This is a genomic window from Cellulomonas sp. P5_C5, from assembly GCF_054049655.1.
The window spans coordinates 169,323-193,550 of record NZ_JBFULY010000008.1 but is presented as its reverse complement, the minus strand read 5'-3'; the positions used below and the strand labels follow the sequence as shown (position 1 = coordinate 193,550).

The 24,228-nt window shown below is 71.9% G+C and carries 23 protein-coding genes and 3 tRNA genes; 18 read left to right on the top strand and 8 right to left on the bottom strand.

Annotated features, from left to right (window positions below; genetic code table 11):
• Positions 1 to 14 precede the first annotated feature (14 nt).
• The 8 genes from nuoI (at position 15) to ACXJKF_RS09880 (ending at position 9,216) form a co-directional block, all read left to right on the top strand.
• A complete protein-coding gene (nuoI, locus tag ACXJKF_RS09915) occupies positions 15 to 755 on the top strand; it encodes an NADH-quinone oxidoreductase subunit NuoI (protein ID WP_456787604.1) in 741 nt (246 codons plus the stop codon).
• A complete protein-coding gene (locus tag ACXJKF_RS09910) occupies positions 752 to 1,684 on the top strand; it encodes an NADH-quinone oxidoreductase subunit J (RefSeq protein ID WP_456787537.1) in 933 nt (310 codons plus the stop codon). The genes nuoI and ACXJKF_RS09910 overlap by 4 nt, the downstream gene beginning before the upstream one ends.
• Positions 1,681 to 1,980 carry an NADH-quinone oxidoreductase subunit NuoK gene (nuoK, locus tag ACXJKF_RS09905; RefSeq protein ID WP_456787536.1) on the top strand — a complete coding sequence of 100 codons (300 nt, stop codon included), beginning with the start codon at positions 1,681 to 1,683 and terminating at the stop codon, positions 1,978 to 1,980. The genes ACXJKF_RS09910 and nuoK overlap by 4 nt, the downstream gene beginning before the upstream one ends.
• Positions 1,981 to 2,032: 52 nt before the next feature.
• Positions 2,033 to 3,988, top strand: coding sequence for an NADH-quinone oxidoreductase subunit L (gene nuoL / locus ACXJKF_RS09900; protein WP_456787535.1), 1,956 nt, complete (start codon positions 2,033 to 2,035; stop codon positions 3,986 to 3,988).
• Positions 3,989 to 4,002: 14 nt separating this feature from the next.
• A complete protein-coding gene (locus tag ACXJKF_RS09895) occupies positions 4,003 to 5,541 on the top strand; it encodes an NADH-quinone oxidoreductase subunit M (RefSeq protein ID WP_456787534.1) in 1,539 nt (512 codons plus the stop codon).
• A complete protein-coding gene (gene nuoN / locus ACXJKF_RS09890) occupies positions 5,538 to 7,241 on the top strand; it encodes an NADH-quinone oxidoreductase subunit NuoN (RefSeq protein ID WP_456787533.1) in 1,704 nt (567 codons plus the stop codon). The genes ACXJKF_RS09895 and nuoN overlap by 4 nt, the downstream gene beginning before the upstream one ends.
• A 46-nt stretch (positions 7,242 to 7,287) precedes the next feature.
• A complete protein-coding gene (locus ACXJKF_RS09885; RefSeq protein ID WP_456787532.1) occupies positions 7,288 to 8,295 on the top strand; it encodes a polyprenyl synthetase family protein in 1,008 nt (335 codons plus the stop codon).
• 186 nt (positions 8,296 to 8,481) lie between these two features.
• Complete coding sequence (locus tag ACXJKF_RS09880) at positions 8,482 to 9,216, top strand: PP2C family protein-serine/threonine phosphatase (protein WP_456787531.1); 735 nt, start codon at positions 8,482 to 8,484, stop codon at positions 9,214 to 9,216.
• On the opposite strand, the gene rarD is transcribed toward ACXJKF_RS09880, so the two are convergent.
• Complete coding sequence (gene rarD / locus ACXJKF_RS09875) at positions 9,203 to 10,159, bottom strand: EamA family transporter RarD (protein ID WP_456787530.1); 957 nt, start codon at positions 10,157 to 10,159, stop codon at positions 9,203 to 9,205. The two genes, ACXJKF_RS09880 and rarD, sit on opposite strands and share 14 nt — an antisense overlap.
• A gap of 304 nt (positions 10,160 to 10,463) precedes the next feature.
• On the opposite strand from rarD, the gene ACXJKF_RS09870 reads away from it, so the two are divergent.
• Positions 10,464 to 12,269 carry a carbohydrate-binding module family 20 domain-containing protein gene (locus ACXJKF_RS09870; protein ID WP_456787529.1) on the top strand — a complete coding sequence of 602 codons (1,806 nt, stop codon included), beginning with the start codon at positions 10,464 to 10,466 and terminating at the stop codon, positions 12,267 to 12,269.
• 273 nt (positions 12,270 to 12,542) lie between these two features.
• A complete protein-coding gene (locus ACXJKF_RS09865; protein ID WP_456787528.1) occupies positions 12,543 to 13,916 on the top strand; it encodes an FAD-dependent oxidoreductase in 1,374 nt (457 codons plus the stop codon).
• Between the two features lie 18 nt (positions 13,917 to 13,934).
• On the opposite strand, the gene ACXJKF_RS09860 is transcribed toward ACXJKF_RS09865, so the two are convergent.
• The 3 genes from ACXJKF_RS09860 to ACXJKF_RS09850 are packed head-to-tail and all read right to left on the bottom strand — an operon-like array spanning position 13,935 to position 16,413.
• Complete coding sequence (locus ACXJKF_RS09860; protein WP_456787527.1) at positions 13,935 to 14,714, bottom strand: amino acid ABC transporter ATP-binding protein; 780 nt, start codon at positions 14,712 to 14,714, stop codon at positions 13,935 to 13,937.
• On the bottom strand, positions 14,711 to 15,577 hold the full coding sequence (locus tag ACXJKF_RS09855; RefSeq protein ID WP_456787526.1) for an amino acid ABC transporter permease: 867 nt from the start codon (positions 15,575 to 15,577) through the stop codon (positions 14,711 to 14,713). Before ACXJKF_RS09855 ends, ACXJKF_RS09860 begins: the two co-directional genes overlap by 4 nt.
• Positions 15,574 to 16,413 (bottom strand): ABC transporter substrate-binding protein, encoded by an 840-nt coding sequence (locus ACXJKF_RS09850; RefSeq protein ID WP_456787525.1) that lies wholly within the window; start codon positions 16,411 to 16,413, stop codon positions 15,574 to 15,576. The genes ACXJKF_RS09855 and ACXJKF_RS09850 overlap by 4 nt, the downstream gene beginning before the upstream one ends.
• A 116-nt stretch (positions 16,414 to 16,529) precedes the next feature.
• On the opposite strand from ACXJKF_RS09850, the gene htpX reads away from it, so the two are divergent.
• Positions 16,530 to 17,414, top strand: a complete 885-nt coding sequence (gene htpX / locus ACXJKF_RS09845) for a zinc metalloprotease HtpX (protein WP_456787524.1) — start codon at positions 16,530 to 16,532, stop codon at positions 17,412 to 17,414.
• Positions 17,415 to 17,506: 92 nt separating this feature from the next.
• Here the strand turns inward: htpX and ACXJKF_RS09840 are convergent, their stop codons facing one another.
• Positions 17,507 to 18,013, bottom strand: coding sequence for a YajQ family cyclic di-GMP-binding protein (locus ACXJKF_RS09840; protein WP_456787523.1), 507 nt, complete (start codon positions 18,011 to 18,013; stop codon positions 17,507 to 17,509).
• Between the two features lie 150 nt (positions 18,014 to 18,163).
• Between ACXJKF_RS09840 and ACXJKF_RS09835 the strand changes: the two genes are divergently transcribed.
• A tRNA-Tyr gene (locus ACXJKF_RS09835) sits at positions 18,164 to 18,245 on the top strand.
• Positions 18,246 to 18,407: 162 nt separating this feature from the next.
• Positions 18,408 to 20,498 carry a RecQ family ATP-dependent DNA helicase gene (locus ACXJKF_RS09830; RefSeq protein WP_456787522.1) on the top strand — a complete coding sequence of 697 codons (2,091 nt, stop codon included), beginning with the start codon at positions 18,408 to 18,410 and terminating at the stop codon, positions 20,496 to 20,498.
• An 11-nt stretch (positions 20,499 to 20,509) separates the two neighbouring features.
• Here the strand turns inward: ACXJKF_RS09830 and ACXJKF_RS09825 are convergent, their stop codons facing one another.
• Together ACXJKF_RS09825 and ACXJKF_RS09820 are read right to left on the bottom strand one after the other, a co-directional pair.
• Positions 20,510 to 21,112, bottom strand: a complete 603-nt coding sequence (locus tag ACXJKF_RS09825) for an isochorismatase family protein (protein WP_456787521.1) — start codon at positions 21,110 to 21,112, stop codon at positions 20,510 to 20,512.
• 46 nt (positions 21,113 to 21,158) lie between these two features.
• The gene (locus ACXJKF_RS09820; protein WP_456787520.1) at positions 21,159 to 21,614 is read right to left on the bottom strand and encodes a hypothetical protein; all 456 of its coding nucleotides are present in this window, start codon (positions 21,612 to 21,614) and stop codon (positions 21,159 to 21,161) included.
• Between the two features lie 128 nt (positions 21,615 to 21,742).
• Here ACXJKF_RS09820 and ACXJKF_RS09815 point away from each other — a divergent pair.
• The 5 genes from ACXJKF_RS09815 to ACXJKF_RS09795 all read left to right on the top strand — a co-directional run bounded on the left by ACXJKF_RS09815 (position 21,743) and on the right by ACXJKF_RS09795 (position 23,070).
• Positions 21,743 to 21,815 (top strand) — tRNA-Thr (locus ACXJKF_RS09815).
• 61 nt (positions 21,816 to 21,876) lie between these two features.
• Positions 21,877 to 21,950 (top strand) — tRNA-Met (locus tag ACXJKF_RS09810).
• 85 nt (positions 21,951 to 22,035) lie between these two features.
• Positions 22,036 to 22,206, top strand: a complete 171-nt coding sequence (gene rpmG, locus ACXJKF_RS09805) for a 50S ribosomal protein L33 (protein WP_028045094.1) — start codon at positions 22,036 to 22,038, stop codon at positions 22,204 to 22,206.
• A 10-nt stretch (positions 22,207 to 22,216) separates the two neighbouring features.
• Complete coding sequence (locus tag ACXJKF_RS09800) at positions 22,217 to 22,666, top strand: FAS1-like dehydratase domain-containing protein (protein ID WP_456787519.1); 450 nt, start codon at positions 22,217 to 22,219, stop codon at positions 22,664 to 22,666.
• Positions 22,663 to 23,070 (top strand): MaoC family dehydratase, encoded by a 408-nt coding sequence (locus tag ACXJKF_RS09795; protein ID WP_456787518.1) that lies wholly within the window; start codon positions 22,663 to 22,665, stop codon positions 23,068 to 23,070. Before ACXJKF_RS09800 ends, ACXJKF_RS09795 begins: the two co-directional genes overlap by 4 nt.
• Here ACXJKF_RS09795 and ACXJKF_RS09790 read toward each other — a convergent pair.
• Complete coding sequence (locus ACXJKF_RS09790) at positions 23,063 to 24,130, bottom strand: LacI family DNA-binding transcriptional regulator (protein WP_456787603.1); 1,068 nt, start codon at positions 24,128 to 24,130, stop codon at positions 23,063 to 23,065. The genes ACXJKF_RS09795 and ACXJKF_RS09790 overlap by 8 nt on opposite strands.
• Positions 24,131 to 24,228: the final 98 nt, after the last annotated feature.

Sequence of the window (24,228 nt, the reverse complement as noted above, 5' to 3'; positions counted from 1 at the left end):
CCCAGGGCAAGGCCGTGGCGCCGCGTCCCCGGAAGGGCGAGGTCGCCGCGCCCGAGCCGGAGGGCTACACGTCGCTCATCGAGCCGCGCGGTGCCGTGTCGGAGTTCCTCGCGCCCGTGGGCGGGTTCGGCGTCACGTTGTCGAACATGTTCCGGCCGACGGTGACCGAGCAGTACCCGTCGGAGAAGGTGCCGGCCAAGCCCCGGTACCACGGGCGCCACCAGCTCAACCGGTACGCCGACGGCCTGGAGAAGTGCATCGGCTGCGAGCTGTGCGCCTGGGCGTGCCCCGCGGACGCGATCTACGTCGAGGGTGCGGACAACACCCCCGACAACCAGCGCTCGCCGGGGGAGCGGTACGGCAGCGTGTACCAGATCAACTACCTGCGCTGCATCTTCTGCGGCCTGTGCATCGAGGCGTGCCCGACCCGCGCGCTGACCATGACCAACGAGTACGAGCTCGCCGGTCCGACGCGCGCCGGGATGATCTGGGAGAAGCAGGACCTGCTCGCCCCGCTGCGCAGCGGGATGCTCCAGGCGCCGCACCCGATGGTCGAGGGCACCACCGACACCGACTACTACCGCGGCGAGGTCACGGGCTCCACGCCCGCGCAGACCGCGTGGGTCAAGGAGCACCGGCCGGACGACCCGACGCTGCCCGGCGGTGCCGGTCTGGACGCGGCGAACGTGCCGGGCCCGACGGCGGCCGTGATGGCGGCGACCGTGGCGGGCGCCACGAAGCAGGGCACCCGATGAGCGCGCTCGCGACGACGCTGCTGGAGACGGGGGAGACGACCACCGCCGAGGCCGTGCTGTTCTGGACGCTCGGGCCGATCATGGTGCTCGCCGCGCTCGGCCTGCTGTTCGCCAAGAAGGCGGTGCACGCCGCTCTCGCCGTGATCGTCGTGATGATCTCGCTCGCGTTCCTCTACGTCGCACAGGACGCGGTGTTCCTCGGGGTCGTCCAGGTGGTCGTCTACACCGGCGCCGTGATGATGCTCTTCCTGTTCGTCCTCATGCTCGTCGGCGTCGACAGCTCGGACTCGCTGGTGGAGACCATTCGCGGGCAGCGCTGGATCGGGCTGCTGGCCGGCATCGGCCTCGCGGTGGTGCTCGTCGGCGTGGTCGGCCGCGCCACCTACGGCAAGCCGGTCGGGCTTGCCGGTGAGGCGGTCGACAACAACCCGACCGGGGTCGCACACATCATCTTCGGCCAGTACGTGTTCGCGTTCGAGGTCGTCGGCGCGCTGCTGGTCACGGCGGCGCTCGGTGCTCTCGTCCTGACGCACCGCCAGCGGCTCACCCCGCGCGTCGGTCAGAGGGAGCGTGCCGACGCCCGCGTCGCGGCCGGCGCGACCCTGACGCCGCTCCCGGCGCCGGGCGTGTACGCACGGCACAACGCCATGGACGTGCCGGCGCTCGGGCCGGACGGTCAGCCGCTCGAGAGCTCGGTCCCGCGCGTGCTGCGCGTGCGCGGGCAGGAGGCCGACGCCGAGGAGTTCGCGGCACGCACGGAGCGGGTGCTCGCGGGGGTGTCCCAGGTCCGTGGCAACCCGCCGCCCCAGGCCGCACCCGAGGGGGCCGCGGTGAACGCGCCCGACCTCGGGGCCGCCGTGACGGACACCGGCCAGGACGGCCCGTCGACCGGCGCCGCGGGCGTCGTCGGACAGGAGGACGGCAAGTGAGCCTCACCCACTACCTCGTCCTCTCGACGCTCCTGTTCTCGATCGGCGCGACGACCGTCCTGCTGCGCAGGAACGCGATCATCGTGTTCATGGGCGTCGAGCTCATGCTCAACGCCACGAACCTCATGCTCGTGACGTTCGCTCGGATCCACGGTGACCTGACGGGCCAGGTGCTCGCGTTCTTCGTGATGGTCGTGGCCGCCGCCGAGGTCGTCGTCGGGCTCGCGATCATCGTGGCCATCTTCCGCACCCGCCGCTCGGCCTCGGTCGACGACATCAACCTGTTGAAGAGCTGAGGGCGGCGACGTGCACACCCTGACAACTCTGGCTGCGAGCCTGCCGTCTGGCATGTACACAGACAGCTTCTCGCCTGCCTCTGAGACGGTGCGCGCGGGCGTGCTGCTCGTCGCGCCGCTGCTGGTCGGCCTCCCGCTGCTCAGCGCCGCGGTGCTGCTGCTCGCCGGCCGGCGCTCCGACAAGTGGGGCCACTGGCTCGGCGTGCTCGCGTCGGCCGCCTCGTTCGTCGTCGCCGCGATCGTGTTCGTCGCGATGCTGCAGCGCTCCGCGGACTCGCGGGTGATCGACGTGTCCCTGGGCACCTGGATCGACGCGGGCGCGTTCCAGCTCGACGCGGGCATGCGGCTGGACCCGCTGTCGCTGACGTTCGTGCTGCTGGTGACGTTCGTCGGCACGCTGATCCACATCTACGCCGTGGCCTACATGGACCACGACGTCGACCGCCGGCGGTTCTTCGCGTACCTCAACCTGTTCGTCGCGGCGATGCTCATCCTCGTGCTGGCCGACAGCTACCTGCTGCTGTTCGTCGGCTGGGAGGGTGTCGGTCTGGCGTCGTACCTGCTCATCGGGTTCTGGAACTACAACACCGAGTACGCGGTCGCCGCGAAGAAGGCGTTCGTCGCCAACCGCATCGGTGACCTGGGCCTGATCATCGCCCTCGGGATCATGTTCGCGACCTTCGGTGCGGTGGACTTCGGGACCGTGCTGAGCGGAGCGGACGGCAGCGCCAGTGAGGGCACGCTCACGGCGATCGGGCTCATGCTCCTGCTGGCCGCCTGCGGCAAGTCGGCGCAGTTCCCGCTGCAGTCGTGGCTCGGCGACGCGATGGCGGGCCCGACGCCGGTCTCCGCGCTCATCCACGCCGCGACCATGGTCACCGCCGGCGTCTACCTGATCGTCCGGTCCGCGCCGCTGTTCGACGCGGCCCCGACGGCCCAGCTGGTCGTCGTCATCGTGGGCGCGATCACCCTGCTCTTCGGGGCGATCGTCGGCTGCGCGAAGGACGACATCAAGAAGGCGCTGGCCGCCTCGACGATGTCGCAGATCGGCTACATGATCCTGGCCGCCGGCCTGGGCCCTGTCGGGTACGCGTTCGCGATCTTCCACCTGCTCACGCACGGCTTCTTCAAGGCCGGCATGTTCCTCGGCGCCGGGTCCGTCATGCACGGCATGGACGACCAGGTGAACATGCGCCGGTTCGGCGGGCTCGCGCGGTACATGACGATCACGTGGCTGACGTTCATGGCCGGCTGGCTGGCCATCATCGGCGTCCCGCCGTTCTCCGGGTTCTTCAGCAAGGACAAGATCATCGAGGCCGCGTTCGTGCCGGTCGACGGCGCACCGTGGCGGGCGTGGGTGTTCGGCAGCATCACCATGCTGGCGGCCGGGATCACGGCGTTCTACATGTCCCGCCTGTTCTTCATGACGTTCGAGGGCGAGCGCCGCTGGTCCACCAAGCGCGACGGCTCGGCGCAGCACCCGCACGAGTCCCCGAAGCTCATGACCGGGCCCATGATCGTCCTGGCCGTCGGCTCCGTCGGACTCGGATTCTTCCTCAACTCCGGGGGCCGGTTCGTGGAGTGGCTGGCGCCGGTGCTCGGGCATCCGGAGCACGAGGAGCCGGTGCTGCCCATCTGGGTGCTGACGGTCCTCACGCTCGCGCTCGTCGTCCTCGGCGTCGTCATCGCCTGGCGCCGGTACGCGGTGTCGCAGGTGCCCGTCGTGCCCCCGGTCGGCACGGCGCTCACCCGCGCGGCGCGTGTCGACCTCTACCAGGACTCGGTGAACGACATCGCCCTGGTGGAGCCCGGTCAGGCGCTCACACGCTCGCTCGTGTACGCCGACCGGACCGTGATCGACGGCACCGTCACCGGTGTCGGGCTGTCCACGGTCCTGCTGGGCGGCTGGGTGCGGCGCCTGCAGACCGGGTACGTCCGGTCGTATGCCGCCTCGATGCTGCTCGGGCTGGTCGTCCTCGTCGTCGTCGTCCTGCTCGTGCAGAGCTGAAGGAGCACTGAGTGATGTCGTCCTCCTTCCCCTGGCTGACCGCCCTGATCGTCCTGCCCCTGCTGGGTGCGGCGGCGCTGTGGGTGGTCCCTGCCGGACGCGCCCGAGCCGTCGCGCTCGGCGTCTCCCTGCTCGAGCTGCTGCTCGGTGTCGCGGCGCTCACGGCGTTCGACGTCGCCGACGCGGGAGCGGTCCAGCTCCTCGAGGTGCACGGCTGGATCCCCGCCTTCGGGGTGTCCTACGCGGTCGGCGTCGACGGCGTGGGGCTGATCCTCGTGCTCATGTCGGTGCTGATCGTGCCGCTAGTGGTCCTGGCCGCGTGGCGCGAGCAGGGCAGCCTCACGGTGCCCACCGACCAGCTGCGCCGGTACCTCGCGCTCGTGCTGCTGCTCGAGGCGTTCATCGTCGCCGTGTTCGCGGCCCGGGACGTGTTCTTCTTCTACGTCCTGTTCGAGGCCATGCTCATCCCGGTCTACTTCATGATCGGCCTGTTCGGCGGGGCGCAGCGGCGCTACGCGGCCGTCAAGTTCCTGCTGTACTCGCTGACCGGCGGCCTGATCATGCTGGTCGCCGTCATCGCCCTGTACCTGCAGGGACCGGGCGGACCGCAGGGCTTCCTCACGGAGAACCTCACCGGCCTCACGCTGGACCCCACCGCCGAGAAGCTCATGTTCTGCGCGTTCTTCCTGGCGTTCGCCATCAAGGCGCCGATGTTCCCGGTGCACACCTGGCTGCCGGACGCCGCGCAGCAGGCCCCTGCGGGGACCTCGACGCTGCTGGTCGGCGTGCTGGACAAGGTCGGCACGTTCGGGATGCTCACGCTGTGCCTGCCGCTGTTCCCGAACGCGTCCCGCTGGGCCGCGCCCGTGGTCATCGTGCTGGCCGTCATCTCGATCCTGTACGGGGCGCTGCTGGCCATCGGGCAGAAGGACCTCATGCGGCTCATCGCGTACACGTCGGTGTCGCACTTCGGGTTCATCGTGCTGGGCATCTTCGCGTTCACGTCGACGTCGATCGCCGGCTCGTCGTTCTACATGGTCAACCACGGCCTCTCGACCGCCGCGCTGTTCCTCATCGCCGGGTTCCTGGTCGCACGCCGGGGGTCGCAGCAGATCGCCGACTTCGGCGGGCTGCAGAAGATCGTGCCGGTGCTCGCGGGGACGTTCCTCGTCGCAGGCCTGTCGGCGCTGTCGCTGCCCGGCCTGTCGACGTTCGTCAGCGAGTTCCTGGTGATCGTCGGCACCTTCGCCCGGCACCCCGCCGCCGCGATCGTGTCCAGCCTGGGTGTCGTCCTCGCCGCGATCTACGTCCTGTGGACCTACCAGCGCATGTTCACCGGCCCCGAGCGCCCMGAGCTGGCCGGCATGGTCGACGCGAGCACCCGGGAGCGGTGGGTCGTCGCACCGCTGCTCGCCCTGATGATCGTGTTCGGCTTCGTCCCCGGTCCGGCGCTCGACCTGGTCCGACCTCCGGCGAGCGTCACGCTCGAGCAGGTGGGGGTCCAGGACGTGCCCGCCACCGCAGCAGCTTCTGAGGAAGGGAGCGACCAGTGACCGAGTTCGTCGCACCGACGGTCGACTGGGCGGCACTGAGCCCCGTCATCATCGTGCTGCTCGCCGCCGTGGTCGGCGTCCTGGTCGAGGCGTTCGTCCCCGCCCGGGTCCGCCGCACGGTGCAGCTGACCATCGCGGTCGCCGCGCTCGCCGGGGCCGTCATCGCGGTCGCGGCGCTGTGGAACGGCGTCGAGGAGACCGGCGGCACCGTCGTGCTCGGCGGTTCCCTGCTCGTCGACGGACCCACGCTGGTCCTGCAGGCCACGATCGCGCTGCTGGCGCTGATCTCGCTGCTGATCATCGCGGACCGGACGGAGACCGGGGAGGACGCTTTCGCCCCCAACGCCGCCGCCGTGCCGGGCTCCGACTACGAGGAGGCCGCGCGCCGCAAGGGGGTGCAGCAGACGGAGATCTACCCGCTGGTGCTCTTCGCGACCGGCGGCATGCTGATCTTCCCGGCCACGGGTGACCTGCTGACGCTCTTCGTCGCGCTCGAGGTGCTCTCCCTGCCGCTCTACCTGCTCACGGGCATGGCCCGTCGCCGGCGCCTGCTCTCGCAGGAGGCGTCGATGAAGTACTTCCTGCTCGGGGCGTTCTCCTCGGCGCTGCTGCTCTTYGGCATCGCCCTGGTCTACGGCTACTCGGGCTCGTTGCGGTACTCGGACATCGCGGAGGCCACGCAGGTCCCGGGCGGTCTGGACAGCCTGCTGCTGGTCGGCTCGGTGCTGATCCTGTCCGGGCTGCTGTTCAAGGTGGGCGCGGTGCCGTTCCACACGTGGACGCCCGACGTGTACCAGGGCGCCCCGACGCCGATCACCGGGTTCATGGCGGCGTGCACCAAGGCGGCGGCGTTCGGTGCGCTGCTGCGGATCGTCTACACGATGCTGCCCGGTCTGGCGTGGGACCTCGGCGTCCTGCTGTGGACGGTGGCCATCCTCACGATGGTCGTCGGCACGGTCGCGGCCCTCGTTCAGACGGACATGAAGCGTGTCCTGGGCTACTCCTCGATCGCGCACGCCGGGTTCATCCTGACCGGCATCATCGCGCTGAACCAGGCCGGCATCGTCGCGGTGCTGTTCTACCTGCTGGTCTACGGGGCGGCGACCGTCGGGGCGTTCGGCATCGTCTGGCTGGTGCGGGAGCGCGCCGGCCGCGCCGACGGGGCCGGCGGGCAGAGCGCGATCCTCGGCGAGGCGACGCACCTGTCGCAGTGGGCCGGTCTCGGCCGGACGCACCCGCTGCTCGCGCTGACGTTCGGGCTGTTCCTCCTCTCGTTCGCGGGCATCCCGCTGACCGCCGGCTTCGCGGGGAAGTTCTCCGTGTTCTCCGCCGCGGTCGAGGGCGGGGCGTGGCCGCTGGCCCTCATCGGCGTGCTGGCGTCGTCCGTGGCCGTGTTCTTCTACGTGCGGATCATCGTGCTGATGTTCTTCACGGAGCCCACGGGCGCCGACGACGAGGGCACCACCGTGGCGGCACTGGCTCCGTCGGCCGACGGGTTCGCCCTGGCCGGTGACTCGGCCGTCGCCGTCGAGGCGGAGCCCGTCGTGCTGACGCGCTCGACCGTCACGACGACGGTGGTCGGCACCGAGGGCTTCGCGGTGGTCGCGATCACGGTGTGCGCGCTCGTGACGATCGTGCTCGGCGTGTTCCCGTCCCCGGTGCTCGACCTCATCGCGTCCGTGGCGACATTCCTGCCGTGACGCACGCCTGTCCGGCGGGATCGCTGCGCCGGGATAGGTTCTAGCCGTGACTTCGTCGACGGCCTTCCCGCTGGCCGACCCTGATCTGGCCGACCGGCTGGCCGTGCGGCTCGCACTGGTCGAGGAGCGTCTGCGCGACGCGGTGACCAACGTGGACCCGCTGGCCGACGACGCCTCACGGCACCTGGTCAACGCCGGTGGCAAGCGCCTCCGTCCGCTGCTGACGCTGCTCGCCGCCGAGCTGGGCGACGGGTCCCGTCGGGAGGTCGTCGACGCCGCGGTCGTCGTGGAGCTGACGCACCTGGCCACGCTGTACCACGACGACGTCATGGACTCCGCGCCGCTGCGCCGTGGAGCCCCGGCGGCCCACGAGGTGTGGGGCAACTCGGTCGCGATCCTCACCGGGGACCTGCTGTTCGCGCGGGCGTCGGCGACGGTCGCCGGTCTCGGGCCCGACGCGGTCCGGATCCAGGCCGCCACGTTCGAGCGGCTGTGCCTGGGCCAGCTGCACGAGACCGTCGGCCCCCGTCCCGAGGACGACAAGGTGGCCCACTACCTGCAGGTGCTCGCGGACAAGACCGCGTCGCTCATCGCCACGTCGGCCCGGTTCGGTGMGATGTTCGCGGGCTGCCGCCCGGACGTCGTCGCCACCGTGACGGGGTTCGGGGAGAAGATCGGCGTCGCGTTCCAGCTGGCGGACGACGTCATCGACCTCACCTCGGACGGCGACGTCACCGGCAAGACCCCCGGCACGGACCTGCGGGAGCGCGTGCCGACGATGCCGGCGCTCCTCCTGCGGGCCCGCGCCGCGCAGGAGGGGTCGTCCGACGAGGACCGCCGCCTGGTCGCCCTGCTGGACGGAGACCTCTCGGGTGACGACGACCTGGCTGCCGCGGTCGCCGCGCTGCGGGTGCACCCCGTGGTGGCGGACACGCGCGCGCGGGCCGTCGCGCTGGCCCAGGCTGCCGTCCGTGAGCTGGACCCGCTGCCCGCGGGGCCGGTCAAGGACGCCCTGGTCTCGTTCGCCGACGCCCTGGTGGACCGCGCCGCCTGACGGCGACGGACCGCGATCCCACCGACATCGGCTGTCCGGTTCGCCCGGTGAACGCTGCAGGTCATGGGTGTCCTGCACCGGGGCGTCGCGGCCGGTCCGACTGGCTATGCTGACCGTCGACTCACGTCGGGCTGCCCATGCCCGACGCATCCGAAGGACGCCGATGACGCACCGGAGCACCACGCGATGACTGACTCCCGCGTGATCCTCCGTGTCGGCGTCGCCACGGAGACTGCCCGACGAGTGCGCAACGAGGACTCCGTCTGGGTGTCCGACGGCCTGTACCTCGTCGCGGACGGGATGGGCGGTCACGAGGCCGGCGAGGTGGCCAGCCGGACGGCCATCGACGCGTTGCGCGGGCTGGGTGCCGGGACGCCGACCCCCGAGGACGTCCGGTCGTTCGTCCGGTCGGCGCACACGGCGGTCAGGGGCCTCCCGTCGGTCACCGGCCGTCGGCCCGGCACGACCGTGTCCGGTGTCGTGGTGACCTCGCACGGAGAGACTCCGTGCTGGCTCGTGCTGAACGTGGGCGACTCGCGCACCTACCGGATGGCCGGGGGCGTGCTCGAGCAGGTGACCCGGGACCACTCGGAGGTGGCGGAGCTGGTCGAGCGTGGCCTCGTCGCCGCGGCGGACGCGCAGCACCACCCGCGCCGGAACGTGGTGACGCGCGTGCTCGGCGGTGGTGCGTCCGACGTGGAGCCGGACGTCTGGCTGCTCCCGGTGAGCCCGGGGGACCGCATGCTGGTGTGCTCGGACGGGCTGACCGACGAGCTGTCCGACGCCCGGATCGAGGCCGAGCTGCGGGCCGAGGACGAGGCGCAGTCCGCCGCGGACCGCCTGGTCGCGGCCGCGCTGGCCGCCGGTGGCCACGACAACGTCACGGCGATCGTCCTCGACGCGACGCTCAGCCCGCGCTGACCGCGGCCGCGCGTCGGCTCAGCCGCTGCGCCCGGCTGTTCCGGATCCCGTCGACCGTGAGGATGCCGAGCGCCGTCCACACCAGCGCGAAGCCCCACCACCGGGCGGCGGGCATCTGCTCGTGCAGGACCAGGACCCCGATGAGCAGCTGCAGGGTCGGGGCGATGTACTGCAGCAGCCCGAGCATGGCCAGGGGCAGCCGCCGTGCGGCGGAGTTGAAGAGGAGCAGCGGGATGGCGGTGACGACGCCGGACGACGCGAGGATCAGCGCGTGCGCGGCTCCCTCGGTCTCGAACGTCCCCTGGCCGACCGCGCTCATCCAGACCAGGTACGCGAGCGCCAGCGGGGCCAGGACGAGGGTCTCGACGGCGAGCCCGGGCACGGCCCCGACCGTGCGGCCGACGCGGTTCTTGATGAGGCCGTAGAACCCGAAGGTCAGCGCGAGCACCAGGGCGATCCAGGGGAGCTTGCCGTAGCCCGCGGTGATGACCACGACGGCGGCGGCGCCGAACCCGAGGGCCACCCACTGCACGGGCCGCAGCCGCTCGCGCAGCACGACGACGGCGAGCGTGACGGTGACCAGCGGGTTGATGTAGTAGCCGAGCGCGGCGTCGACGACGCGGTCGGTGAGGATGCCGAACACGAAGACCAGCCAGTTGATCGCCAGGAGAACCGCGGCGAGCGACAGCACCCCGAGGGTGCGGCGGTTGCGCAGCGCGGTGACGAACGCGCGCCACGTCCGTGTGGCGGCGAGCAGGACCAGGCAGAACAGCAGGGACCAGACGACGCGGTGCGCGATGATCTCGACCGCGCCGGCCGGCTGCAGCAGCGGGAAGTACAGCGGGAGCACGCCCCACAGGACGTACGCGCCGACGCCCGTCGCGAGGCCGAGACCGTCCAGAGGTGCGGAGACTGCGCGGTCGGCGGTCGGGGAGTCGGGCACCCGACGAGCCTAAGGTCCCCGGTTGACGGCGGGTGACACCTCCCCTAGTGTCCGGTTGCAGCAACTTTCATCGGCGTTGCAGGGCCCGTTGCAGGTCCCCGCGGTGCCGGTACAGCGCGCCTTCCGCCGGGGATCCCGGCGGTCGGCACACCTCCTCCGGGACCGGTCAGCCGGTCCCACCCGCAGTGCCGCGCCCCGCCACCACCCGGTGCGCGTCGTGCGGAGGCAGGCCGGTCATCGCGACGATGCGATGACCGCGAGCGGCCCGACGACGACGTCGGCCCCACCGCGAGGAGTGCACCACGTGTCGACCCCATCCACCCGCCCACGCCGAGCCGCGCTCGGCGCCCTGCTCGCCGCGGTCCTGTCCCTGGCCGGTCTCACCGCCGCCGGACTGACCGCCGCCCAGACCGCCACCGCGGCGCCCGCCACCATGCGACCCGCCGCGAACCTCTTCCAGTGGACCTGGAACGCGATCGCGCAGGAGTGCACCACCCAGCTGGGCCCCGCCGGCTACGGCTACGTCCAGACGTCCCCGCCCAACGAGCACGTCGTGCTCTCCGGCCAGTGGTGGACGTCCTACCAGCCGGTCAGCTACAAGGTCGCCTCGAAGCTGGGCACCCGCGCCGAGTACAAGGCCATGATCGACAGCTGCCGCGCAGCCGGTGTCTCGGTCATCACGGACGTCGTCGTCAACCACATGTCGGGCCAGACCAGCGCCGGCACCGGCTGGGCGGGCACGCCCTACTCCGAGGAGCGGTACCCCGGCCCCGAGGGCGGCTACGGACCCCAGGACTTCCACAGCTGCAAGACCAACATCAGCAACTACAACGACCGCTACCAGGTGCAGAACTGCCGGCTGGTCTCGCTGCAGGACCTCGACACGGGCAGCGACTACGTCCGGTCGGAGATCGCGGCCTACCTCAACGACCTCATCTCGCTCGGCGTCCGCGGGTTCCGGGTCGACGCCTCCAAGCACATCGCGGCGGGGGATCTCGAGGCGATCCGGGGCAAGCTGACCGACCAGAGCGTGTACATCGAGCACGAGGTGATCGCCGGCGGCGGCGAGCCCATCCAGCCCGCCGAGTACTTCGGCTCGGGCGACTCCAACGAGTTCAACTACTCCAGGAATCTCAAGTCGGTGTTCCAGAGCGGGAACCTCTCCTCGCTCGGCGGCCTCAAGGACCAGTCCTGGCTGCTGCCGACCGACAAGGCCGCGGTGTTCGTCGACAACCACGACACCGAGCGCAACGGCGAGACCCTCAGCTACAAGAACGGCTCGGACTACCGCCTGGCCAACGTGTTCGCGCTCAGCTACCCGTACGGCTGGCCGACGGTGTACTCCGGCTACGCGTTCAGCAACAACGACGCCGGGGCGCCGCAGCAGAGCAACGGCAAGGTGAACGACGCCGTCTGCGGCCAGGGCACCTGGACCTGCGCGCACCGCTGGAACGAGACCGCGCACATGGTCGGCTTCCGCAACACCGTCGGCACCGCGGCCCTGACCAACGTCTGGAGCGACGGCGGCCGGCTGGCGTACGGGCGGGGGTCGCTCGGGTACGTGGCGATCAACCGCAACGGCTCGGCGCTGGAGCGCATGTTCCAGACGTCCCTGCCGGCAGGCCGGTACTGCGACGTGATCAGCGGGGCCTCCACGAGCGGCGGCTGCTCGGGCACCACGGTCACCGTGGCCTCGGGCGGCTCGGCGACGTTCACGGTCCCGGCCAACGGGTCGGTGGCCCTGCACGTCGGTCAGCTCGCGGGGGGAACGGCCACGCCGACGCCCACCGCGACGCCCACGCCGACGCCGACGGGCGCCTCGCAGATCTCCTTCGGGGTCAGCGCGACGACCTCGTGGGGCCAGAACATCTTCGTCGTGGGTGACCGGGCGGAGCTGGGCAGCTGGAACCCGGCGAGCGCGATCGCGCTGTCGTCGGCCACCTACCCGGTCTGGCGGGCGAGCGTGTCCCTGCCGGCCGGGACGGTGGTCCAGTACAAGTACGTGCGCAAGGAGTCGAACGGTGCGGTGACCTGGGAGTCCGGGTCCAACCGCACCGCGACGGTGCCGGCCAGCGGGGTCCTCACCCTGACCGACACCTGGCGCGGCTAGGACGTTCCGGGTGTCGTCCCCTCCGTCGGGGACGACACCCGGGACCGCGAACGGGGGTGGCGTCGAGCGCGTGGAGGTGTGCGGCGCCACCCCTCCCGCCGTCTCACGGGTGTCCAGATGCTGGCGCGCAAGGAAGGTCAGCCTCACGGCCGGTCCTACACTGGCCCTGAGCACAGTCCTGCACGGTGCCGTCGGTCGTGCCTGGCCTTCGCCGGGACCCGGCGTGATGCACCAGCCCGTAGGGCTCCCCTGATCGGAAGGCACCCGCGTCCCGTGAGCACCCCGACTCTGCGAGTGGCCGTCGTCGGCGCAGGCCCGGCCGGCATCTACGCCGCCGACATCCTGTCGAAGACCGACCTCGACGTCAGCATCGACCTCTTCGAGCGCCTGCCCGCGCCGTTCGGCCTCGTGCGCTACGGCGTCGCGCCGGACCACCCCCGCATCAAGCAGATCATCGTCGCCCTGCAGAAGGTGCTGGAGCGCGGCGACATCCGCCTGCTCGCCAACGTCGACTACGGCACGGACCTCAAGCTGGACGACCTGCGCCAGTTCTACGACGCCGTCATCTTCTCGACGGGCTCCATCCGCGACGCCGCGCTGCCGGTCCCGGGCATCGACCTCGAGGGCTCCTACGGCGCCGCGGACTTCGTGTCCTGGTACGACGGGCACCCGGACGTCCCGCGCACGTGGCCGCTGGAGGCACAGCACGTCGCCGTCCTCGGCGCCGGCAACGTGGCGCTCGACGTGGCCCGCATCCTGGCCAAGCACGCCGACGACCTGCTGCCCACCGAGGTCCCGGCCAACGTCTACGACCTCCTCAAGGCCTCGCCGGTCACCGACGTGCACCTGTTCGCACGCCGCGGCCCGGCCCAGGTCAAGTTCTCCCCGCTCGAGCTGCGCGAGCTCGGGCACGTCCCGGACGTCGACGTCATCGTCTACCCCGAGGACTTCGACTTCGACGAGGGCTCGATGGCCGCCATCCACTCGTCCAACCAGACCAAGCAGGTCGTCAAGACCCTGACCGACTGGACGCTGAAGGAGCCGGAGGAGAACACCGCGAGTCGGCGCATCCACCTGCACTTCCTGCACAAGCCGGTCGAGATCCTCGGCGAGGACGGCCGCGTGGTCGGCGTCCGCACCGAGCGCACCGCGCTCAACGGCGACGGCAACGTCACCGGCACCGGGCAGACGCACGACTGGCCCGTGCAGGCCGTCTACCGCGCGGTCGGATACTTCGGCTCGCCGCTCGTGGACATCCCGTTCGACGACGTCGCGGGCGTGATCCCCAACCGTGAGGGTCGCGTGGTGGACGTCGACGGCGAGCAGCTGCCGGGCGTCTACGCGACGGGCTGGATCAAGCGCGGCCCCGTCGGGCTCATCGGGCACACCAAGTCGGACGCGTCGGAGACCATCCGGCACCTCGGCGAGGACGTCGCCGCCGGCGGCGAGGGGTTCTACACCGCGACCGACCGCGACCCGGAGGCCGTCACCGAGTTCCTGCACGGCCGCGGCGTCGACGTCATCACGTGGGAGGGCTGGGAGCTCCTCGACGCTTACGAGCGCTCGCTGGGCGAGCCGCACGGCCGCGAGCGCGTGAAGCTGGTCCCGCGCGACGAGATGGTGTCGGTCTCCCTGGGCCGCAGCTAGCCCCACCGACGTTCCTGTCTACGGGCCGGTGATGCGGCGGAGGAACTCGCGGGTGCGTTCCTCGCGCGGGTTCTCCAGCACCTGCGCGGGCGTCCCGCGCTCGTGCACGCGGCCCTCGTGCAGGAAGCAGACCTCGTCGGCGACCTCGCGTGCGAAGCCCATCTCGTGGGTGGCCACGACCATGGTCAGCCCGGTCCCCTTGAGCTCGGTGAGCAGCGAGAGGACCTCGCCGACGAGCTCCGGGTCCAGGGCGCTCGTCACCTCGTCGAGCAGCATGACGGCGGGCTTGGCGACGAGGGCGCGCGCGATCGCGACACGCTGCTGCTGACCGCCGGACAGCTCGTCGGGGAACGCCTGCGCCTTGGCGGCCAGGCCGACGCGGTCGAGGACGGCCATCGCCTCGGTCCGGGCCTGCTCGGGCGACGTCTTGTGCACCAGCCGCGGGGCCAGGGTCACGTTGTCGATCACGCGCAGGTGCGGGAACAGGTTGTACGCCTGGAACACCATGCCGATCCGGGCGCGCACCGCGTTGGCGTCCAGCCGCGGGTCGGTGATGTCCTGACCCTCGAGCTCGATCACCCCGTCGTCGACGTCCTCGAGCAGGTCGATGCACCGCAGCAGCGTCGACTTCCCGGAGCCGGAGGCGCCGATGAGGACGACGACCTTGTGGGGATGGACGTCGAGGGACAGGTCGTCGAGCACCACGTGGTCGCCGAACGCCTTGCGCACGCCCCGCACCGACAGCAGGGGGGTCGGCGCGAGCGGGAGGCTCGGGTCCCGCAGTCTTCCCGGGCTCATCGCAGCGCCCCGCCGCCGGCCAGCGAGCTCTGCGCGCCGACCCAGCCCGACCGTCGCGCCAGCACGTCCGTGAACCGGGTCAGGGGGATGGTCAGCGCCACGAACAGCACCCCGGCGACGACGTACGGCGTGAAGTTGGCGTAGCGCGCGGTCTCGATCTGCGCGGCGCGCACGGCGTCGATGGCGCCGAGGATCGAGATCAGCCCGGAGTCCTTGGACAGGGCGACGAGGTCGTTCAGCAGCGGCGGGACCACCCGTCGGACGGCCTGGGGGAGCACGACGTGCCGCATCGCCTGCGCCCGGGTCAGCCCGAGCGAGCGCGCGGCGGCGACCTGCGACGGGTGCACCGACTCGATGCCGGCGCGGAACACCTCCGCGACGTACGCCGAGTAGGTGAGCACGAGCGCGAGCGTGCCGAGCGCGACGGCGGAGGTGGGGATGCCCTGCAGCCGCAGCCCCGGCAGTCCGAACCCGACGAGCAGCAGGACGAGGATCAGGGGCAGGCCGCGGAACACGTCGACGTACCCGGTGGCCAGCGCCCGGACGGGGAAGAAGACCGGTCCGCGCAGGGTCCGGGCGAGGGCGAGGCCCATCGCGACGATCACGATGAGGACCGCGCTGACGGCCATGACCCGGATGTTCAGCCAGAGCCCCTGCAGGATCGCGGGGAACGACTCCTGCGCGACCTCCCAGTCGAAGAACGACGCCTTGACCCGCGGCCACCCGGGGGAGGACGTGAGCGCGAGGACGGCGACGGCGACCAGCGCGACCGTCGACACGACGGCCACCGCGGTGGACCGCTGGGCGCGGCTGCGGCGGTAGGCGTCCCGCTCCTGCTGGCGCTCGGAGGGCACCCAGCTCACTGGAGGACCGGTGCACCCGCGGCGTCGGTGAGCCACTTCGCCTCGAGGTCGCCCAGCGTGCCGTCCTCGTCCAGGGCGTCGACCGCGGCAGTGACGGCGGCGGTCAGCGCGCTGCCCTTGTCGAGCACAAGCCCGAACTGGTCACCGCCGGCGCTGTCGGGAAGCTGGCCGAGCAGGAGCCCGCCGTCGAGCTCCGCCGCGGTGATGTACAGCGCGGTCGGCAGGTCCACGACGATCGCGTCGACCAGCCCGGATGTCAGGGCCTGCTTGACCTGGTCGTTGTCGTTGAACGGCGACACCGGCGTGGTCGGGTCAATGGTCTCCTGGGCCGCGGTCAGGCTCGTCGTGCCCACCATCGCGCCGATCTTCAGGGCCTTCAGGTCCGCGATGCTCGTCGCGTCCGCACCGGCCGACCCCTCGAGCGTCACGACGGCCTGAGCGGTCGTGTAGTACGGAGAGGAGAAGTCGAGGTTGGCCTTGCGCTCGTCGCTGATCGACACCTGGTTGATCGCGAAGTCGAAGTCCTTGGCGCCCGGCGCGATGATCTGGTCGAAGCTGGCGACGGTMCACTCGACGTGGTCCTTGTCGAAGCCCAGCTGGTCGGCCACGGCGTACGCGACGGCGGACTCGAAGCCCTCACCACTGCTCGGGTCGCTGTCGACGACCCACGGCTCGTAGGCGGGGTCGGACGTGGCGATCGTCAGGATGCCGTCCTTGAGCGTGGACAGCGAACCGTCCGTCGACTCCTGCGACGAACCCGCGTCGTCGGTCGGTGCACAGGCCGCGAGGGCCAGGACGGCGATGGCGGCGAGGGTGGTCCAGCGGGCTGTGCGCACGGCGTGCTCCGGGGTCGTGGGGTGGCGTGGGGGCCAGGATACGAGGGGATACGAGGGAACCCGCGCTCGACCGCGAGCGTTCCACCGGTGCACCGCAGTCACGAGAGAGAGCAACCATGGGTCACCGGCACCACAACGGACTGAAGACGGCAGCGCTGTTCGGCGTGATGTGGGCCGTCCTGCTCGGCATCGGCTGGCTGCTCGGCCGCGGCACCCCCAAGTACCTGCTGCTCTTCACGGTCCTCGGCCTCGGCATGACGGCGTTCAGCTACTGGAACTCGGACAAGATCGCGATCCGCGCCATGAAGGCCCGCCCGGTGAGCGAGATCGAGCAGCCGGCGATGTACCGGATCGTGCGRGAGCTCTCCACCGCCGCACGCCAGCCGATGCCGCGTCTCTACATCTCCCCGACGGCCGCGCCCAACGCGTTCGCCACCGGCCGCAACCCGAAGAACGCCGCGGTCTGCTGCACCGAGGGCATCCTGCAGATCCTCGACGAGCGCGAGCTGCGCGGCGTGCTCGGCCACGAGCTCATGCACGTCTACAACCGCGACATCCTCACGTCCTCGGTGGCCGCGGCTGTCGCCGGCGTCATCACGTCGCTCGCGCAGTTCGCGCTCTTCTTCGGCGGTGGCAGCGACCGTGACCGCGGCGGCAACCCCATCGCCGGCCTGCTCCTGGCGCTCCTGGCACCGCTGGCCGCGATGATGATCCAGCTCGCGATCACCCGCACCCGTGAGTTCGACGCCGACGAGGACGGCGCCCGCCTGACGGGCGACCCGCTCGCGCTGGCCTCCGCGCTGCGCAAGCTCGAGCAGGGCACCAAGGCGCGTCCGCTGCCGCAGGACCGGGAGCTGGTCGACGTGTCGCACCTGATGATCGCGAACCCGTTCCGCGGCGCAGGGCTCGCCCGCCTCTTCTCGACGCACCCGCCCATGGCCGACCGCATCGCCCGCCTGCAGGCCCAGGCAGGCCCGCAGGACGGCATCTCCCGCTACTGACGTCGGGAGCTCCCCGCGGCTGGTGGCACGACCCGGTCTCGTACCGAACGATCCACGTGTCCAGACACATGGATCGTTCGGTACGAGAAGGCTCAGCGGTAGTTCGTGAACTGCAGGTCGGCGTCGACGTCGGCGCCCTTGAGCAGCGCGATGACCGCCTGCAGGTCGTCACGGCTCTTGCCGGTGACGCGCAGCTCGTCGCCCTGGATCTGCGTCTTGATGCCCTTCGGACCCTCGTCGCGGATGATCTTGGCCACCTTCTTGGCGGTCTCGCTGCTGAGGCCCTCCTTGATGAGGGCCTCGAGGCGGTACTCCTTGCCGGACGGCTTGGGCTCGGGGGTGTCCTCCTCGCCGGTGTCCAGCGACTTCAGCGAGATGCCGCGGCGGATCAGCTTGGTCTGGAACACGTCGAGGACGGCGAGCACCCGCTCGGAGGAGTTGGCGATCATCAGGATCTTCTCGCCGCTCCACGCGATCGACGCGCCCACGCCCTTGAAGTCGTACCGCTGGGCGATCTCCTTGCTGGCCTGGTTGAGCGCGTTGTCCACCTCCTGGCGGTCGACCTTGCTGACGACGTCGAACGAGGCTTCGCTCGCCATGGCACTCCTCCTGCTGCCCTGTCATCAGGGCTGGTCGCGGGGGCCGGTGCGTCCTGTTTCGCTAGCACCGCCCGGGTGTTGCTATCCTTCCACCCGCACGCTGCACGCGCGTTCGCCCCTGGGGCGTCCTCTCGTTCGGCAGGCATCCCCGGCGGGTTACCCGAGTGGCCAAAGGGGGCTGACTGTAAATCAGCTGGCAACGCCTACGGGGGTTCGAATCCCTCACCCGCCACGTTGCGACCACGACCCCGGACCTCTGCGGTCCGGGGTCGTGTCATGTCCGGGTCTCGCAGGCGTCGTCGGGCCGGATGCCGGGGTCCGGCGCGCGGCCCGACGGGAGCGGCGCTGCAGCGCGTCGGCCAGGGCTGTGGGTGTGGGCTGGCAGGGTGGGCGCGTGCCAGACACCCGTCAGTCAGCCTTGGTCGTCCTGCGTCGCCTCGTCGGCAACCCCGACGCCGAGTTCCACGACGGGCAGTTCGAGGCCATCGAGACGCTCGTCGACGACCACCGCCGCGCGCTCGTGGTGCAGCGCACCGGGTGGGGGAAGTCGGCGGTCTACTTCGTCGCGACGATGCTGCTGCGCGAGCGCGGCGCCGGACCGACCGTCCTGGTCTCCCCGCTGCTCGCCCTCATGCGGGACCAGGTCGCCGCCGCCGAGCGGGCGGGCGTGCGCGCCGTGGCGATCAACTCGACCAACGCCCACGAGTGGGACGAGCTGCTGCAGCGCCTGGCCGCCGACGAGGTCGACGTGCTCCTCGTCTCTCCGGAGCGCCTGAACAACCCCGCGTTCCGGGAGAACCAGCTGCCCACCCTCGTCCGGCGCCTCGGCCTGCTGGTGGTCGACGAGGCGCACTGCATCAGCGACTGGGGCCACGACTTCCGCCCGGACTACCGACGCCTGCGCGACCTCATCGCGACGATGCCCCCGGGCGTGCCGGTGCTGGCGACGACGGCGACCGCGAACAGCCGCGTGGTGGCTGACGTCGCCGAGCAGCTGGGCAGCGGCGGCGTCGAGGACGTCCTGACCATCCGCGGACCCCTCGCGCGCGCGTCGCTGCGTCTCGGGGTGCTGCGGCTGCCCACCGCGCGCGCCCGGCTGGGCTGGCTGCTCAGCCACCTGGGCGACCTGCCCGGCTCCGGCATCATCTACACGCTCACGGTGGCCGCCGCGCAGGACACCGCCCGGCTGCTGCGCGAGGCCGGGCACGACGTGCGCGCCTACACGGGCCAGACCGACCCGGCCGAGCGCGAGGAGTCCGAGGGCGCGCTCAAGGCCAACCGCGTCAAGGCGCTGGTCGCGACGAGCGCGCTCGGGATGGGGTTCGACAAGCCGGACCTCGGCTTCGTGCTGCACCTCGGGGCGCCCTCGTCGCCGGTCTCGTACTACCAGCAGGTGGGTCGCGCGGGCCGCGCGACGGCGAGCGCCGACGTGCTGCTGCTGCCCGGCCCGGAGGACCGGGACATCTGGCAGTACTTCGCGACGGCCTCGATGCCCGACGAGGACCGGGCGCAGCGCGTGATCGCGGAGCTGTCGGAGCGCCCCCTGTCCACCCCGGCGCTCGAGGCCCGCGTCGACGTCCGCCGCACGCCCCTGGAGCTGCTGCTCAAGGTGCTCGACGTCGACGGTGCCGTCCGCCGGGTCCAGGGCGGCTGGGTGGCCACCGGGCAGCCGTGGACGTACGACGCGGAGCGCTACGCGCGTATCGCCGCGGCCCGCCAGGCGGAGCAGGAGCACATGCTCGAGTACGAGCGCACCGACGGCTGCCGCATGGAGTTCCTGCAGCGCAGCCTCGACGACGAGACGGCGACCCCGTGCGGCCGCTGCGACTCGTGCGCGGGTGCGTGGTACCCGCAGGGGATCGCCGAGGGTGCGGCGGCGTCGGCAGAACGGTCGCTCGACCGCGTCGGCGTCCCCGTCGACCCGCGGGCGCAGTGGCCGGTCGGCGCGGACCGTCTCGGCCTGCCCGTGCGCGGCAAGATCGGCGAGGGGGAGCGGGCGGCCGAGGGGCGCGCCCTTGCTCGGCTGACCGACCTGGGCTGGGGGGCCGCACTGCGCGACGTCTTCGCGGCGGGCGCGCCGGACGCGCCGATCACCCCGGCGATGCTCGCGGGGTGCGTGCGCGTGCTGGCGGAGTGGGGGTGGGACGAGCGTCCGACGGCGGTGGTGGCGCTGCCGTCGCGGCACCGGCCGCTGCTCGTCGACTCCTTCGCCCGGGGGCTCGCCGAGATCGGCCGGCTGCCCTACGTGGGCGCCCTCGCGCCCCGGGACGGCGGTCCTACGGGCGGGCCCGGCGGGAACAGCGCGTTCCGCCTCGCGGGCGTGTGGGGGCGTCTCGACGCGTCCGGCCTGACCCTCCCGGGCGGACCGGTGCTGCTCGTCGACGACCTCGTCGACAGCCGCTGGACCATGACCGTCGCCGCTCGCGAGGTGCGGCTGGCGGGGGCGTCCGCGGTGCTGCCGTTCGCACTGGCGCTCCGGGGCTGAGCGCAGGGCGTTCAGTCGGAGCCGTCGCTCGTCGTCAGCGTCGCGCCCTGGTCCGACAGCCGGGCCACGGCGCGCAGGGTGGTGGGCAGGGCCACGGCGGCGGTCAGGTCGAGCAGGACCGTGGCCGCGAAGCCCGCGGCGACGGCGTCCGACGCGGTCGCGGCGACGCAGTGGTCCGTGGCCAGGCCGACGACGTCGACGTCCGAGACGCCCGCGGCGCCCAGGACGTCGGCGAGGGTGGCACCGTCGGCGCCGACGACCTCCCCCTCGAACCCGGAGTAGTCCTGGCGGCTCTGGCCCTTGCGGACGTGCACGGTGGCCGCGGGCAGCGCCAGGTCCGGGTGGTACTCGGCGCCGGGGGTCCCGGCGACGCAGTGCACCGGCCAGGTGGTGACGTAGTCGGGCTCGGCGCCGACCGCGAAGTGGCCGTCGTTGGTGTCCGGGAGCGGCGCGTGCCAGTCCCGGGTGGCGACGACCAGGGCGTAGCGGCCGGCGTGCTGCTCCAGGTGGCCGGTCACGGCGCGGGCGACGGCGTTCCCGCCGCTGACGGCGAGCGCGCCGCCCTCGCAGAAGTCGTTCTGGACGTCGACGACGATGAGTGCCCGGGTGCCCATGGCGACCATCATGCGCCGGGACCGGCCCTGGAGCTCAGGTGCCGGCTCAGGAGCCGCAGGTGTACGTGCCCTCGGTCAGCGAGACCGTCTTGCCGTCGTACAGGGTGTCGAACGTGCCGGCGTCCTGCGCCGACGCGAAGACGACCCCGACACCGAGCGGGTTCGCGAAGCCGGTGAGGCCGGCGAGCAGCTCCTCGGCCCCGCCCTGGCAGGCGGGGTCCCACGGGAGCGTCTGGTAGCCCAGCGCGGCCAGCGAGTCGATCGACGGCTGGAGCGCGGCGGTGTCGCCCTCGCCGGTCTCGACGACGTCGGTCCAGACGACGAACAGCGGCTCGGTCGTGCCGGCCGGGTCGACCGCCGTGGGCCACGCCGGGGTGGTCACGGCGGCGGCAGGGTCCGCGTCGGCGTCGGTGGCGTCGTCGCCACCCGTGCAGGCGGCGGTGCCGAGGAGGGCGGCGGAGAGCGTGAGGGCAGCAACGATGCTGCGTCGGGGCTGGCGCATGGGCCGGATCGTGGCACGCGGGGGCGGGCGCGGACCATGAGATGAATCGTTTAGGCAACCTGCGTCCCGACGCGCTCCGGGAGCCGATTTCGCGAGCACCCCACAGCCCGTGTAACCTTGCTCGCGCTGCCCCGATAGCTCAGTCGGCAGAGCGTCTCCATGGTAAGGAGAAGGTCAAGGGTTCGATTCCCTTTCGGGGCTCTGTGGTGTGTTCGAAGGAAGTGCCGTGATTCCGCGGCACGGACCACGTGCACATCGACATGGCGGGGTAGCTCAGGTGGTTAGAGCACACGGCTCATAATCGTGGTGTCGCGGGTTCGAGTCCCGCTCCCGCTACTTCCAGTGACACAACAGCGCGTCGGCCGGCGCGCAATGACGAGATCGCATGCATCCCGTACCGGGTGCGAGAGGTGGCAAGACCATGGCCAGCAAGAGCTCGGACGTCCGTCCGAAGATCACGCTCGCGTGCACGGAGTGCAAGGAGCGGAACTACATCACCAAGAAGAACCGTCGGAACGACCCCGACCGTCTCGAGATGAAGAAGTTCTGCCCCCGCGACAACCGTCACACCGTGCACCGCGAGACCCGCTGACCTCGGACCGATGCCGGTCGACGTCGGTTACGCGGGTCGTCAGTACCCGCCGACCGCTGCCTACGAGGTAGGCCGCCAGAAGCTCCAGGAGTTCGCCGACGCGGTCGGCGCCTCCCACGGGGCCCACACGGATCCGTCGGTGGCGCGCACGCTCGGGTACCCCGACGTCATCGCGCCGCCGACGTTCGCCGTCGTCGTGGCCCAGCGGGCCGAGGCCCAGCTGTTCGAGGACCCCGCTGCCGGGATCGACTTCAGCCGCGTCGTGCACGCGGACGAGCGGTTCACGCACCACCGGCCCATCCACGCGGGCGACCGCCTGGTCACGGTGCTGCACGTCGACTCGATCACCGTGCGCGCCGGGCTGGCCATGATCACCACACGCGCCGAGATCGCGTCCGAGGACGGCGAGCCGGTCGCCACGGTGATCTCCACGCTCGCGGTGCGCCCGGAGGACTCATGAGCCTGGCCGTCGGCGACGAGGTCGCCCGCCGCGAGATCACCGTCGACCGCGCCCGCCTCGTCCGGTACGCCGGTGCGAGCGGCGACTTCAACCCGATCCACTGGAACGACCGCGTCGCCACCTCGGTCGGCCTGCCGGGCGTCATCGCGCACGGCATGTGGACCATGGGTGCCGCGTCGAGCGTCGTCGCCGACTGGGTCGGGGACCCGGGTGCGGTGCTCGACTACCAGGTGCGCTTCACGCGCCCCGTGCCCGTGCCGGACCCCGGTGCGGCCACCATCGAGGTGACGGCGGTTGTCGGCGCGCTCGACCCCGAGGCAGGGACGGCACGCATCGACCTCACGGTCGCTGTGGACGGCGTCCGCGTGCTCGGCAAGGCCCAGGCGCTGGTCCGCCTCAGCTGAGGTCGGGCGCCGGCCCCGTCGTCGTCCCGATCCGCAGGGTCACGGGCAGCTCGCGTGTCGACGGCCCCGCACCCGACAGGAAGTCCTCGACCGCGTGCCCGATGGCGGCGCCCTTCTCGGCGAGCGGCTGCACGACGGTGGTGAGCACGTCGGGGGCCAGCCAGGGCAGGTCCAGGCCGTCGAAACCGCTGACGGAGACGTCCTCGGGGACCCGCAGCCCGAGGTCGCGCGCCGCGAGGACCACGCCGGAGGCGAGCAGGTCGGACTGGCAGGCGACGGCGGTCGGGCGATCCGGTCCGGACAGCAGCGCGATCCCGGCGGTCCGGCCGTGCTCGACCAGCGACGCCGGCGTCGCCCAGATCGCCACCGGGGTCACGCCCGCGTCGGTCACCCCGGCCAGCCGGCGCCGCGTGATCTCCCAGTCGAGGTCGTCCATCTGGTCGGGCAGGACGAGGCCCTCGCGCCGGCAGCGGTCGAACGGCAGCGTCACCGACGCGATCCGCGTGTGGCCGAGCGCGAGCAGGTGCTCGGTGGCCTGCCGCATGCCGCCGCGGTCGTCGATGCCGACGGTCGCCACGTCCGGCGCGTGCTGGCCCTCGACGAGGACCGTCGGGGTGCCGCGACGCCGCAGGGCGCCGAGCATCGGGTCGTCGGTGGTGCCGCCCCACATGATGACCGCGACGTCCATGGCGGCGGTCTCCAGGAGCGGGTCCACCGCCGGGCCGCTCGGGTCGCTGGACCCGGGGATGAGCAGGACGCCGAGGTCGAGCGGGCCCAGGGTGCTGACCAGGCCGTCGAGCACCTGGATCGACACGGGGTCACGGAACGACCGGCGCAGCGAGTCGCCGACGACGACGCCCACGATCCCGGACCGGCCCCGGCGCAGCTGGCGGCCGAGGGGGTTGGGGCCGGAGTAGTCGAGCGCGGCGGCGGCATCCAGGACCCGTTGACGGGTCGCCGCGGCGATCGGTCCCGCTCCGGAGAACGCGAGCGAGGCGGTCGACACGGAGACGTGCGCGGCGGCGGCGACGTCGGCCAGGGTCGGGCGGTGCGGAGACAGGGTCGGACCTCCGGTTCGGCGTCGCGGGACCCGGGGGACGCGACGCGCGGGCAGCGCGCAAAGGTTTGACGCAGCGGCCAGCGTACCCGCAGAATGAC